Origin of the sequence: Roseburia sp. AF25-13LB (assembly GCF_003478915.1) — a bacterium.
Classification (GTDB): Bacteria; Bacillota; Clostridia; order Lachnospirales; family Lachnospiraceae; genus Roseburia_C; species Roseburia_C amylophila.
The window spans coordinates 1-14202 of sequence record NZ_QUFO01000017.1 but is presented as its reverse complement, the minus strand read 5'-3'; the positions used below and the strand labels follow the sequence as shown (position 1 = coordinate 14202).

Here is a 14202-nt window from a genome sequence, read left to right as displayed (position 1 = left end):
ATGGAACGCTCAGTGAGGCAGAGCTGGAAGTAGTAAATAACGTAAAAAGACCGTAGCAGTTGGAAAATGTTGGAGAGAGTGGTAGTAACTCGGTGTATTCTTATGATGGTGTAAAGCAAGCATCAGAATATTTACAGAGTCAGGGTGTTCCAAGAGTATATAGAAAACAGATATTGGAGTCTTTCAATGTAGAAAAAATAAAACTTCAAACTGCTGGAGACAGTACATATGGTTTGAGATTTTATGGCGGAAATGCAAATACAGAGGGAAGATATTTATTTGAAACATTTTCACCTTTAACAAATCGTCAGAATTTAGCTTTACCATATGAGTGGAATAGAATGACGGGGATTCAGCAGTTCCAAGTTAGAAGTGGAACTATAATGATTACAGGAAAGACTGCTGCTCAGAAGAGTTTTGGCAGTCAGTATATTGGTGGTGCCAATCAATGGTATATTAATAATTTGGAGGATTTGATAAAATGTCATTAGAAGAGCGGTTTATTAAAAGAAATGGTGAGTTGCAACAGAAAGTAAAGGAGGAAATAGAAAAAGTAAAAGAGGGACAAAGTGAGAGAAATATGGTTCAGTTGCAAACTATATTGAGTGAACTTCAAACTAGTAGCAGACAGAAAAACATTATTTTGAGTTATCCTCAAATTATAATTGACTCATGGGACTATTCGGATTATTTAGGTATGGAGTTGGTGGAGTTGGCAGAATTATATAAAAAAATATAATCCTTGATATAGAAATATATTATTTGTATAAAAAGGACCCGGATATGGGGAAATACCCCTGCGGAAGTTTCTTTGCACAAGCATATGATAGTCAGGATAGAGAAAATTTATTGAGTGGAGAAGGGGGGATATATATATATCAAAAATTGTCTGCGTATAGTAGCCAAAGGATTAGTTAGTAAATGGGAGAATATTTTGCTTAATTATGCATTTTGAATTATTTTCCAATGCTATTTGTAGGGCAACGTTAAATCTAAAAAATATTTCAGCATATCCTGTATACTAATATGGAAGGAAGTTGTAGAAAATTATGATATTGAGATTTTATAAAACAATACAAATTGGAAAAAAAGAAAGATTATTAATAGAGTTTAAAGAGAATAAATATGAAATATTATCCACTTTTTTGGAATCAGATGTATCTCCTTTTGAAGAATGGATTTAATCTAGTTTTGACAAAGTACTATCAGGCGAAAGTGAGTATGAAGAAGTAAATGGAAATGTATGTTGTGCAGAAATAAGTCCTAAAACGACTAAAGTATATGATAATCTGGTAGAGGATGCTATAGGAAATTGGTGTGAAGTTGATACAAAAGAACTTCGTCAATTAATTGATGAGTGGTGTGATAAAGTTCGAGAATTAAAAAATGAGCATTACAACTAAGCCTCCCCACCGACAGGCTTAAATGATAGTCTTGCTACGGCGCCTGTGGCAGTTAAGTGATGTTTACATTGTTCACATTTCTTTTTGTAATATGCATTCAGCGGGCTGTTATGAAAAGAGCATGCGGTTGAATCAATACCAGCAAAGAGTGGTAATAATACAATTAATTTACCAGAGTATGATTTAATAATAAATGGAAAAAACGTTGGTACATTTACGAATGAAAGGATTGTTGGACAATGATAAAAAATCAAAATAATAAAATATTGTTAGCCGGAAAGGAATTGCAATTTGATAATAAAATTATTGAGGTTGCAGAATATGAAGGTAATTGTAGAGCAATTGATTTTTATGGAAGGCGATTTAAGGATAACATGAATATTATAGATAAAAAAAGTCACAATGAGTTAATAAATATTTTAAATGAATTGATAACCACAATTGAATTAATGAGAACTGAAAAAAAGGACTATTTATTGAATCGGAATCTAGAAAAAGCTAAAGAATGGTTGAAATTTTTATGTGAACATACTGATAAAGAAGAATTAAAAACACTGGAGGATGAAATTGCTAATCGGTTTGTTTTTAAATTTGATGTTGAGATTGATACTGGAGAATTGGATGGTAGAAGAGTTTCCTTAATGAAGGAGTATTTGATAAAATCAAATGAATTCCTAAAATAAAATGACTATTTGCGTTCCGGGCAATGTCTCCGTTTTTAAATTATTTTATTATATGCAGAAATATATTATGGAAAAAGTGACAAAGTAGTAGTAAGGTTATGATGGCTCGTATATGGAGTAATTATAATAAGTGATAGGAGAAAATGATGAGTACAATTGACGAATTGCTGAGATATATGAAAAAAAGGGATAAAAGTATATTGATAACAAATAATCAACTAAGTGATTATGAGTTGAATGTGGTAGTAGTTAAGATATTATCGTGGTTAAAATTGGAGCATAAAAGAAGCATTTGGATAGCTCAGGGGAAGAAGACTAGCTTTAAATCTTTAGAAGTTAATATAAGATATCCGTGGTGTGCAAATTTATATCAACTTGTTGAAAATGAAAAATTATTTCATGATTATTTTTCGATAAAAGAAGGTAAGTTTGATTTTGCAGATGAAGTATCAGAGGAAGAAAAGATAATGGCGAGGGAAAAGGCTTATCAAAATTACAATCCTCAAAAGCATATATAATAAAAATAATATAGCTTTTAGGGTAGGAATGAATGCTCAGAGGTGATGAGATGATGGTTTCATTAGAAGAAAAATATGAAAACTTTAAAAAAACAATTCAAGAATGTGGGAGTTATTTGCTGACAGAAAGTGATGATACAATTAAACATAATCTATTTGAAGAATTTTCGATAGATGCTATTAGTTTTCTGCATGAAGATACATTAAATCTTCTTTTGAATGAAGGTATGATTGATGATGATATACTAGAAAAAGGTATAGAGTTAAGAAATTCATTTATGCAATTAGACAAAAATGTAGAGTTGCGTAGTGTTGAAGCGGTAAGAACATTTGAAGAATGGAAAAGATTATTAAGAATATCTGATGAAATAAGAAAATTACTTTATTGGTAGTACAGATAAAACAGTCAGCTTTTATTGGTGCGATGATTGGTGGAAAAGAGCAGGAGAAGATAGAATTGTGTAATAATCGTGAATGCAGCAGCCAGTGACAAGATTAAAATAAGAAGAAGGGTAATGCACATGAAATATAATTGCAAAATAATAAATGTTGTTGATGATGAAGTTACAATTAGAATCGGAGATGCATATATTACAGGATTTGTTAATTGTGGAATTATAAAAGAAACAGGTCAGGAGGCAACAGTTGAGATATCATTATATGATGACTTAGAAATTACGCAGTGTGATGAAAAAAAAGTAAGTATAGAGAGAAAAAATCAAAGCTTTGCCTATTCACTTTTTGGAACACTGGATATTGCTAAGGGAATTTTGAAATCCATAATCAATTTTGAAATAGACGAAGAAGAATTATATAATTATGGCTATTTAGACGGTAAACAGGTACATGTAGATGTATTAAGAATTGATTTTATTATCGCGCCTCCATTTCATTGGAACGCTAAAAATCAAAAGATATGTTAAGTAGGATAATTTTTAAACGCATTGTTTCTATAGCACTTGGTGCTATGGAGACAATGCGTTTCTTTTATTTACGCGAGTAGCGAGAAAAATCGCATGCTTGCATGCAGATTTGGCGAGCACCGCGATAACTCGAGAAACTCGCAAAGCGTGTTTCTTTTATTTACGCGAGTAGCAAGATGGCAGATTACACAAAAAAGGAAAAACTGCTTTGACGTTCAGAGAAAACTGTTTCGACTTTTATTCGACCAGATTAAATTAAGTTTAAAATGATATAGAAATTAATCATCTGTTAATTTTAGAAAAAGTATGCTGAAATGCCCGGAAAATAAGGAAAAATGACAAATCAGGAGAGAAAAAAAGAGGAACAGATAGAGGGAAAATGAGGTCGAATATTTTTGGTTGACATTTACGAAAAAAAGAGAAAGAATCTATACGACAAAGACAAAAGAAAAGGGAGAGAGGATATGAAACGGAAGAAAGTAATAACTGTTCTTTTGTGCATTATGCTGCTGGGAACAAGCGGTTTTACCGGATATCAAATCGGTAAGATAAATGGAAACACTACATTGCAGACAGGTAATACAGCAGTAGAAAGAACGGTGGAGTCACAGGGAGTGGCAGTTGTGAATCTGGATACCGGCATATCGGATGGTAATACACAAGTCTATTATGGGGAGCAGATCATAAATTTTCCAAATGATAATTTCATATATACCTCATTAGAAGATGCCAGAAATGGAATAGAAGAAGGGCGATACGGTGCTTATATTATAATTCCATCAGATTTTTCGGAAAATGTTGAAAGCTTAAATACAGTTCCGGCGGCATCGCAGTTACAGTATGCAGTCAGTGAAGATGTATCAGCGGATGCAAGAGAAGATCTTTTAGGTGATGTCCTTCAGTTTGGGGAACAACTGAACAGTCAGATGACATATATGTATCTATGTAACATAATGGATGAATTTCATGCGGCGCAGGATGAATCTGCAATGGTTATGAATAATGACATTACAGATAAAGAAGCAATACAGGGAATACAGGCATCTGATTTGGTAAGCATGGTTCCAGTTCCGGAATTAAAACAGCAGGAAGACACTACAATACCGTTAGATATTTCGGATTATACAGAGGAAAATGCGCAGTTGATTCAGGCAGTAGACAGTGCATATCGGGAAAATCTGTCAGATGCTTCTGCACAGTTAAGTGATTTGCGGACAGCAGGAAATGAACTGGTCAGTTCCTTAAAAGAAATATCAGAAGGCGTAGGAGAAATCAATTTACTTTCGGATGCAGACGGGCAACTTTTATATCGGGAGGGGATTCGAAATCTGCAGGATACATTGCTTGCATATAACGGAGAAAAGACTGCTGAACAAAACAGCCGTCTTGCCCAGATTGCACAGATTCAAAATGTGACAGAACAACTGGATACGAATTTGCAGCAATGCATTGAAAACTATAATCAGAGAATTGAAGCAGCAGGAATACAGAACCTGAATTCCTATGGCAGAGAAATGGAGGCTCAGCTGCCAAAACTGCAATGGAAGGAAGCAGAGGCAGAAGATGGAACAGTAGCATATGAACTGACCTGCAGTCAGGTAGAAGGAATGGAAGAACCGCCGGTTATTACCATTGCACTGGAACAGAATGCAATTGAAGAAAATGTAAAGAACAAGAATTATATCGACAAAATATTAAAGGCATTTCTGCTGCCGGAAGATTCAGATGGCGGGGACGGAGAAGAGGATAAAACCGGAGAAGGAGAGAAAACAGAAGAAGACAAAAACGGAGAAGAGAAAACCGGAGAAGACAAAACAGAAGAAGGCAAAACAGAAGAAGAAGAGAAAAACGAACCGGAATCAGGCGAAGGCGAAGATACTGGAGAAGAACCGGAAGCAACGGTTACGGTAGAAAAAATATTTGAGCAGTGTGATGCAGATACAGAAATCATGGAATTTCTGACAGAACAGGGGTATGCCTCTACAAAGGAATTTTTAAAGGCATATCTGGATGGAGAAGTGCCGGTTGCACAGACAGAGACGCAGCTAAAGGTAACGGGAGATGTGGATGCATTGGGAGAATATCTTAAGGCATCACTGGAACAGATTACGACAGAAGATTATACATTACCGGCATTTGATGGAAGCTGGCAGACCGGGGATGGCAGCAGAATGGGATTTCGTGATTTGCTGGGAGATACCGGGCTTTTATGTAATGCGATGCAGACAGATGTGGCGGCACAGAAGAATGTTGATGTGGATGGCATTACGGGTCTGGTTCAGAGTGGTTGTATACAGCCATTGGCAGACCGCACAGATTTCGTGAAAAAGGAGATAGAAAATAGCCAGAAAGAAGAACAGGATGCAGTTAATTCTTATCAAAGAAGCGTAAATGGATTTCATCCAAGGCAGGATACCACAGTGATGAATGACAGCGTGAGCAGCATGAGAGAGAATGCTGCACTTATGCAGCAGGAAATCAATACCAGCAATCAGTCTTATGTGGATTATGCAGATAAATTGTATCAGACTACTTCAGAAAATATATTGACATTGCAGCAGCACATGGAAGAAGCGAAAGAAACTTCCAATCAGGCAGTTACAGATGCATTGGCTTCGGCAAAGGAAGTGAAGAATACTACAAGCAGTCAGAATCAGACGGCATTGGCAGATTTTGCAGCAAAGCTTCCCTATACAAGAGTAGGAAGCATGGAATATACACAGGTATATGAATTTGTGGCACAACCAACGCAGATGCTGCAGGTCAGCGATTACCAGCGTTTAAAGGATGAGGTGGATCATACCGTATCACAGAAAAGTGTTACCGGCAGCAGGGAACAACAGAAGAGTTCACGTTGGGTGGAATATCTTTTATATGGAATATTAGGAATTCTGGCGGTGGGAATATTAGGAAGCTATGCCAGAAGTTATCACAGAAGAATCAAGGAACAGAGCAACCCGTCGAAAGACGTTGCAATATAAAGTAAAGGAGACAAAAGAAATGGCAGATGTAAACAACATCCGGATTAGTCCGGAGCAGATGGAGACAAAGGCAAATGAATTTGATGCAAGATGTGAGGAATTCCAGCAGGTAGTAAGTACCATGCGTAATATGGTTTCTACACTTTGCGATGAATGGGCAGGACAGAGCAGTCAGGCATTTTATGATCAGTTCAGTTCCTTAGAGCCTAGCTTTTCTGCAACTGCAGAATTAATTACATCCATTGCACAGCAGTTACGTGATGTATCTACATCTATGCAGAACATTGACCGTGAAATTGCCGGAAAGATTGGAGTAATGTAATAGAGAATCGGAAAGCCACATCCTGTGACTTTCCGATTCTTCTATCCCTTAAGACCATACTTTTGTCAGAAACAGGAGAAGTAAAGTGACAGATAATTCTAAGATAGAGATTAATCCTTCGGTACTGCAGAACCGGTCGCAGACCTATCAGTCGCTGACGGATGTAAACGGAGCAGATGTATTTACGGATGATTATGAAGAAAAAGTAAAAGATTACCAGCAGAAGGAACAACGCAGCTATGAGGATACAAAGGAACAGGTATTTATAAAGAAAATGGATGAAAATGCCGGAAAAGAAGAGGCTGTAAAAGAACAATTATTTTTAACAACAGGAAGTCAGCAGCTGCAGCAGCAGGCAGAAGTAACCGCATCATTGGATGTGTATTGGATTCCGGCATGCGGAATTCTGCTGGCAGTGGGAATTCTGCTGTTGCTGCAATATCGGAAGAGAAGACAGGGAAGGTGGAAGAAAAATGTTGCTCACACTTACAATTATGAATCGTGAAGGAAGCTGGCAGGAAGATATACAGGTTAATCCACAGCAGAAAATAATAGATACCATGCTTATTTTAAAGGAAGCGGGAAAACTGCCACAGGAAGAGGTACATGAAATGAAATCTGAACGCAGGGGAAGATTTCTGGACATGAATAAGAACTATGAACAGCAGAGTATTTATGATGGAGATATTCTCTGCATACAGTAGAGGCAGACAGAGGACAGAAGAAAATAAGATACGGGAGAGAAAAGATGGAAGAAAGAATAAAGAAATCAGCATTACAGGCGGAAGGCATATTTGATTATCAGAAATTAATGTATCCGGATACAGGTCTTATTGCAGTGAAAATAGAGGAAGAAGGGGAGGAACTGCTTTTAACCTATAATCTGGAAGCACTGACACCGATGACAGAGATACGAAAAGAAGATATTACCACAAGACTGGCGGTATTGGAAAATATAGAATTACTGGCAGCATGCCGGAAATCATATTACTTTACATTAGAGCCGGAAAATCTTTATTACGACAGGAATCATCTGGTCTATGTAAAACAGAGAGATATCTGCGGGGAAGACAGAGAATATGATGAACAGAAATGGATGGAAGAATATAAAGCACTCATTGGCTATGCATTACAGAAACAGTACAGTTATGCGGATTATGTACAGGGAGGAATGCAGCTTTTAAAGGGTGGCATACTGCAAAAGGTACGGCAGGTGGAATCCGTAGAAGAGCTGGTCAGACTGTTGGAACAGCGTAAGCAGGAGATAGAGACAGAACGGTCTGTGAAAATGATTTTTCTGAACCGAAGACGGTATCGTACATTGCAGGCATCGTTTGTTGTGGTATTGCTGTTGGCAATAGTACTGGCGGTCTATGCATTGGTTGATTTCATCCGTACTGAGCCATATAAGGATGCAGTAATTGCGGCAGAAAATGCCTATATTTCCGCTGATTATGTATCCTGTGTGGATGCTATGCAGGAAATATCGGTAAAAGATATGGATATATATCAGAAATATATTCTTGCCAATTCCTATGTGAGAAGTGAGAATCTGACACAGCAGCAGAAAGAGAATATTATAAGCAATCTTTCTTTAAAGGAGACGCCAGCCAGATTGGAGTACTGGATATATCTTGGAAGAAATGACATTTCAGAGGCAATTGATATTGCCATGCAGCAGTCCGATGATGAAATGCTGCTTTATGCTTATATGAAACAGAAATCCATGATAGAGACAGACAGCAGTCTCAGTGGAGAAGAGAAAACACAGGAGCTGGAGAAAATTGCACAGAAGATGCAGCCATTGATGGAAAAATACGATACCGAGGAAGAATAGCATGAAGAGAAGCTTTCAGAGAACAGAGAATTTTACAATAGACGGAAAAAATGGAAATCTTGGAATTGAAGGATTTCCGGCAAGGCTATGGGTCAGGAATGATGAGGTAACAATAGAAGGTTATGAGAACATATACTGGAACGGAAGGGAAGCCGCCTGTAAAGGAAAGATAAACAATGGAGATGAATTAAGCTTTTCCCGGGGAAAAATTATCTTCCTGGAAAAAAGTGTACAGGTGGAATGCGAAGATACGGTGAATATCAATACCGATGGATTATTGGAACTGGAAGAAAAAGAAATTCCATTTGAAGGATATCCGAAGTATAAACGTTCTCCTCGAATCATTAAAAGAATACCGGATTTGGAAATTAGTCTGACCAGCCCAAAAGAACAGCAGAATGGAAAGAAAGAGAGTCTGGTACAACTTATTGTGCCGCCTCTTGTGATGCTGTGTGTGACAGTAGGAATCAGTATTTTAATGAAGCGTGGTTTATATGTGCTGATGTCAGCAGCAGGCACAGTGATGACAACAATATTTACGGTGGTTAAATATATAACAGACCGTAAGGAAGGTCAGGAGAATAAAAGGCTCCGGGAGAAAACATATCGGGAATATCTGTTAAAGAAAAGAAAGGAAATATATGCAGCATATCAGAATGAAGAAGAGGCAAATCACTATAATTATCCGGAGGTAAAGGAGCTTGCCCGGATGGTTGGGCAGTACAGTCCAAGAATCTATGAGAGAAGCTCTAATGATGATGATTTCCTGAATGTATCTTTGGGACAGGTAATGGCAGATTGTCATTTCCGTATTCGCCTTTCTACGGATGAATTAAAGGATAAACCGGATGAGCTGGAACTGGAAGCACAGGAATTGAAGCGGGAATTTTCAAAGATGAAACAGCCTGTTGTAGTAGATTTAAAGAAAGCACATCTGGGACTGGTGGGAGAGAAAAGCGTTATTCATGAGCAATTGAAATTACTTGTGGCGCAGCTTACTTTTTTTCAGAGTTATCATGACCTTGAAATCGTAACAATTTATAATAACAGATTTGATGCTGATTTCCAGTGGATGCGTTGGTATCCACATTTACGGATACATGCGGTAAATGTAGTGGGAACTGTAAATTCAGAGCGGAAGAGAGACCAGATTCTTGGAAGCCTGCATCAGATGATTAAGAACCGGAAAAACAAATTAGAAGAAAGTAAGAAGGAAAGCCGTTTTCTGCCGCATCTTATATTTATTATAGATGAGCCAAAGTTAATTATGGACCATTCTATTATGGAATATCTGGATAAAGAAGGGGATAACCTTGGATTTTCTATTATTTACACCACAAATATGAGAGCAAATCTGCCTGAGAATATCGGTACAATAGTTATGCTTCATAATTCCGGTCAGGCAACACTTCTGATGGAAGAGAAGGAAGAGAAAAATCTTTCCTTTGAATTGTCAGATACCAGCGGTATAAATTTGGAATGGATGGCAAGAAATTTAAGTACACTGGAGCATATGCAGGGAATCAGTGCACAGATACCGGAGAGTATTACATTTTTTGAAATGTATCAGGTGGAGCATCCGGAGGAACTGGATATTGCAAAACGATGGAAGAAAAATCATGCAGCAAAGTCCCTGGCTGTTCCGCTTGGGGTAAGAGCCAAGGAAGATTATGTCAATCTTAATCTGCATGAAAAAGCCCATGGTCCCCATGGACTTGTAGCAGGAACGACAGGTTCCGGTAAATCGGAAATTATCCAGTCTTATATACTGTCTCTGGCAGTCAATTATCATCCGTATGAGGTGGCATTTTTACTGATTGATTATAAAGGTGGTGGAATGGCAGGATTATTCCGGAATCTGCCGCATCTGCTGGGAACAATCACCAATCTGGATGGAGCACAGAGTATGCGTGCCATGGCATCAATTAAGAGTGAACTGGCAAGAAGACAGAAAATATTCAGCAGCTATGATGTGAATCATATCAATGCATATCATAAGCTGTTCCAGAATGGAGAGGCAAAGGAACCACTGCCGCATTTATTCATTATCAGTGATGAGTTTGCAGAGCTGAAAAAGGAACAGCCGGATTTTATGACGGAACTGGTATCGGCGGCGCGAATCGGACGAAGCCTTGGTGTGCATCTGATACTGGCAACACAGAAACCAACCGGAGTTGTAGATGACCAAATCTGGACAAACTCCAAGTTTAAACTGGCACTTATGGTACAGAATGAGGCAGACAGTAAAGAAATATTAAAGACACCGGATGCCGCCAATATTACAATCCCCGGAAGAGCTTATCTTCAGGTTGGAAATAATGAAATCTATGAATTATTCCAGTCGGCATGGAGTGGAGCTTCTTATGTAAGTGAAAAGGAAGAGGAAAAAGTAGATGACAGAGTTTATCTGGTGAATGACCTTGGACAGGGTGAACTGATAAATGAAGATTTAAGTGATGAACATGCTTCCGGCGGCAATATGATGACGCAGCTGGATGCTACGGTAGATTATATCCACAGAGTATATGAGGCAATGGATACCGTGGAAGTAAAACGGCCGTGGATGCCACCGTTGCCGGAACAGATTGTATCGGACCAGCAGGCAGAGAAAGGAAATGCATTAAATCTGATTGCACGGATTGGAAAGATAGATATTCCGGAAGAACAGCAGCAGGTGGAGTACCAGCTTGATTTTGCCACAGACGGAAATCTCTTATATATTGCTTCCGCAGGTTATGGAAAAACAGCATTTCTTACAACCGTGTTGTTGTCACTGGCAATGCATAACCGGGTAGAGAATCTGAACTTCTATATATTGGATTTTGGAAACAGTGGATTGATTCCATTGAACCGCCTGCATCATACGGCAGACTATATCAGTTTTGATGATACAGAACGATTCCGTAAGTTCTGCAATCTTATACAGGCAGAGATAAAACGGCGTAAAAAATTACTGGCAGAACGGATGGTACAGAATTTTGAAGTATACAATCAGGTGGCAGAAAAGACATTAAAAGCAATAGTAATTGCTATTGACAATTATGATGTGGTCAAAGAACTGGGATATGAAGCGGAAGAATTTTTCCAGAAATTATCCAGAGATGGTACCGGACTTGGCATATATATGGCAGCAACAGCAACACGAAGTAATGCCATGAAGTATTCTACATATAACAATTTTAAGAATAAAGTGGCAGGTTATCTTTTCGATGAATCAGACTTGCATGTAATTGTGGGACGAAGTTCTTATTCACAGTCAGAGATAAAGGGACGGACACTTATAAAATACAATGGACTGGTAAGTGTCATGCAGGTCTATGTCATGACTGCATTTACAGATGAACTGGAGTATAACCAGGGTATAGAAGCCTGTATTGAGCAGATAAATGCATGCTATCCGGATACTGTAGCACCGAGAATCCCGGTATTGCCGGATGAGTTAAATATCAGAACATTTATGGAAATGATAAAGAAACAGCATACAGCAGAAGAAAACGCTGCAGAGAAGGCAATCTGGCTGGGACTGAATAAAGAGAGTGTATTGCCGGAATGTATTCCGGCAGGTCTTACAACACCATTTGTAATTCTGGGTGAGACTGCAAGAGGAAAGACGAATGCATTAAAGGTTATTTTAGAACAGATAACAGGAAGAGGAAAAGTATATTTATTAGACTCGAAAGATATGGAACTATATCATTACAGGTCCGGAGATGAGATTCATTATATCGGAGCAGATGGAATAGATGCGTTTCTTATGGAACTGGGGGGACTGGTGACTGCACGAAATCAGCAGCTGCAGCAGAAGATGAAGGAACATCCGGAACAGTTACCACGCCGTCTGGTTCAGGAACTGGATGCATGTTATGTCGTGGTAGATGAGTGGGATGACTTTGTAGAGGCAACGAAATTAAAAGCTGTATTGTTGGCACCGATATTGAGTGGGGCATTGTCCAGTGGAATCCGATTTATTCTTACAGCCAATTCCGGTAAATTAAAAGGATTTGATGAGATTACCAAATTTGCAAAAGCAACTACGGATGGTCTGCTGGTGGGCAACCCTGGTTCTACAGGAATTTTTGGAACAGTTGCAGCAAAGGAATTGCCGCAGTTAAGTGATGGTCTGCTTTTCCATAATGGAGCATATGTGCGTATCCGCATACCGAAATGTGAAGACAGAGAAGAATAAAGAAAAATAAGCAGGAGGATAAAAAGATGGAACAGGAAAATATAGAGTTTTTGCCGTTAGGAAGTATTGTGCAGCTTAAAGGTGGCGTAAAGAAAATTATGATTATAGCAAGAGGTGCATTTGCAGTAGTCAAAGGTGAAAAAAGATATTTTGATTATGGAGCGTGTACCTATCCGGAAGGGGTTATAGGAGATGCACTGTTATATTTTCAGCATAAGGATATTCAGAAAATAGTATATCGCGGTTATGAGGATGAAGACGAGAAGCTGATGCAGGAAAATATTAAAAACAATCTGAGTGTGCTGCAGGAGCAGCTGCTGAAGAAAGAACAGGAAGCATAAGAAGGCGTCGGAGAGATGAGGAGGAAAGGATAAATGTCGAAGACGAAGAAAAGCTCTTCCGGCAGTAAAGGAAGTTCAACAACAAAGAAGAGTACAACCAGTACAGCGGAGATTAATCAGGTAAAACAGCAGTTAAACACAGTAAAGAGCAGTTTGCAGTTAGAAAGCAGCAGTCTGGCTCCCATGGAGGGGACACTTAATACATTAAAGGAACTGAAAACGAGACTTGAGACAGCCATAGATACGCTGAGAAACCAGAAGGATGGTATTGAGGATAAATATACATTAGACAGTGGCTGGCGTGGAGATTTATATAATGCATCAATTTCTGCCTCCAGTGCATTGAAAACAGAATACGGAAATGTCTGTACCAATCTGGGATATGATCTGGATGCACTTTGTGATGAGATTACAAGAAGAGAGAATGAAATCTACAATAAGAATGAGTATATCGGCAAGCTGCAGAGCAGTTGGAACAGTCTTTGCAACTGGCTGGAAAAACATACTAATTAGGAGGGCATCATTATGCTGATAAAATTAGATACCAATGTTTATACATCAAAGGTACATTCTTTTTCAACGGTATCCGGTGAGGTAGAAGGAAAGCAGCTTACAGTTCCGGATTTAAATGTATCAATGGATGCCATGACAGCGTACCGGGCAGGCTTTTCACAGTTAATTGGTCTGATGAGTTATTATCAGAGCCTCCTGACGCAGGATGCCGGGAAGCTTCTCACACTGCGTGATGAACTGGTTGATGCAGAAGCTTCTTTGATGAAAATGATAAAGACAAAATAGGGGGAGTGGAGAAAGTTATGGGATTTCAGGTAAAGTATGAAGAAATTACCAGCATTCGGGAACTGATTCTGGCACAGCTTGACCGGTGGATAGAGCAGATAGATGCGGTAAGAAGCAGTATTGTAGAGATTGCTGCCATGTCGGAGATGCACGGAGAGGCAGCAGAGCATGTGAGAAGCTATATGTGGGATTATCATATGAATCTTGCAA

The 14202-nt window shown here is 38.5% G+C and carries 16 protein-coding genes; all 16 read left to right on the top strand.

Features of this window, described 5'->3' with window-relative positions; translation table 11 throughout:
- Nucleotides 1-59 precede the first annotated feature (59 nt).
- Nucleotides 60-491, top strand: coding sequence for a hypothetical protein (locus tag DWY37_RS15320; RefSeq protein ID WP_147403606.1), 432 nt, complete (start codon nucleotides 60-62; stop codon nucleotides 489-491).
- Nucleotides 482-739 carry a hypothetical protein gene (locus tag DWY37_RS15315; RefSeq protein ID WP_118542472.1) on the top strand — a complete coding sequence of 86 codons (258 nt, stop codon included), beginning with the start codon at nucleotides 482-484 and terminating at the stop codon, nucleotides 737-739. The genes DWY37_RS15320 and DWY37_RS15315 overlap by 10 nt, the downstream gene beginning before the upstream one ends.
- Nucleotides 740-1642: 903 nt before the next feature.
- On the top strand, nucleotides 1643-2086 hold the full coding sequence (locus DWY37_RS15300) for a hypothetical protein (protein ID WP_118544578.1): 444 nt from the start codon (nucleotides 1643-1645) through the stop codon (nucleotides 2084-2086).
- 146 nt (nucleotides 2087-2232) lie between these two features.
- The gene (locus DWY37_RS15295) at nucleotides 2233-2604 is read left to right on the top strand and encodes a hypothetical protein (protein ID WP_118544579.1); all 372 of its coding nucleotides are present in this window, start codon (nucleotides 2233-2235) and stop codon (nucleotides 2602-2604) included.
- Nucleotides 2605-2657: 53 nt separating this feature from the next.
- Nucleotides 2658-2996, top strand: a complete 339-nt coding sequence (locus tag DWY37_RS15290) for a hypothetical protein (RefSeq protein WP_147403605.1) — start codon at nucleotides 2658-2660, stop codon at nucleotides 2994-2996.
- A gap of 129 nt (nucleotides 2997-3125) precedes the next feature.
- On the top strand, nucleotides 3126-3527 hold the full coding sequence (locus DWY37_RS15285; RefSeq protein WP_118542340.1) for a hypothetical protein: 402 nt from the start codon (nucleotides 3126-3128) through the stop codon (nucleotides 3525-3527).
- Nucleotides 3528-3991: 464 nt separating this feature from the next.
- On the top strand, nucleotides 3992-6508 hold the full coding sequence (locus DWY37_RS15280; protein ID WP_118544581.1) for a hypothetical protein: 2517 nt from the start codon (nucleotides 3992-3994) through the stop codon (nucleotides 6506-6508).
- Nucleotides 6509-6527: 19 nt separating this feature from the next.
- Complete coding sequence (locus DWY37_RS15275) at nucleotides 6528-6830, top strand: WXG100 family type VII secretion target (RefSeq protein ID WP_158552129.1); 303 nt, start codon at nucleotides 6528-6530, stop codon at nucleotides 6828-6830.
- 85 nt (nucleotides 6831-6915) lie between these two features.
- Complete coding sequence (locus tag DWY37_RS15270; RefSeq protein ID WP_118087650.1) at nucleotides 6916-7335, top strand: type VII secretion EssA family protein; 420 nt, start codon at nucleotides 6916-6918, stop codon at nucleotides 7333-7335.
- Entirely contained in the window at nucleotides 7304-7534 is a 231-nt protein-coding gene (locus DWY37_RS15265) for a hypothetical protein (protein WP_147340222.1), read from the top strand. The genes DWY37_RS15270 and DWY37_RS15265 overlap by 32 nt, the downstream gene beginning before the upstream one ends.
- 44 nt (nucleotides 7535-7578) lie before the next feature.
- On the top strand, nucleotides 7579-8667 hold the full coding sequence (locus DWY37_RS15260; RefSeq protein ID WP_117699191.1) for a type VII secretion protein EssB/YukC: 1089 nt from the start codon (nucleotides 7579-7581) through the stop codon (nucleotides 8665-8667).
- Nucleotide 8668: 1 nt separating this feature from the next.
- A complete protein-coding gene (gene essC / locus DWY37_RS15255; RefSeq protein ID WP_117842352.1) occupies nucleotides 8669-12853 on the top strand; it encodes a type VII secretion protein EssC in 4185 nt (1394 codons plus the stop codon).
- A 26-nt stretch (nucleotides 12854-12879) separates the two neighbouring features.
- Nucleotides 12880-13194: a DUF4176 domain-containing protein gene (locus DWY37_RS15250; RefSeq protein ID WP_117699189.1), complete on the top strand. Its 315-nt coding sequence runs from the start codon at nucleotides 12880-12882 to the stop codon at nucleotides 13192-13194.
- A gap of 33 nt (nucleotides 13195-13227) precedes the next feature.
- Complete coding sequence (locus tag DWY37_RS15245; protein ID WP_117699188.1) at nucleotides 13228-13707, top strand: YwqH-like family protein; 480 nt, start codon at nucleotides 13228-13230, stop codon at nucleotides 13705-13707.
- Nucleotides 13708-13719: 12 nt separating this feature from the next.
- Nucleotides 13720-13992, top strand: coding sequence for a hypothetical protein (locus DWY37_RS15240; RefSeq protein ID WP_117901610.1), 273 nt, complete (start codon nucleotides 13720-13722; stop codon nucleotides 13990-13992).
- A gap of 17 nt (nucleotides 13993-14009) precedes the next feature.
- A partial coding sequence (locus DWY37_RS15235; protein ID WP_147403604.1) for a hypothetical protein occupies nucleotides 14010-14202 on the top strand: 193 nt, incomplete at its 3' end.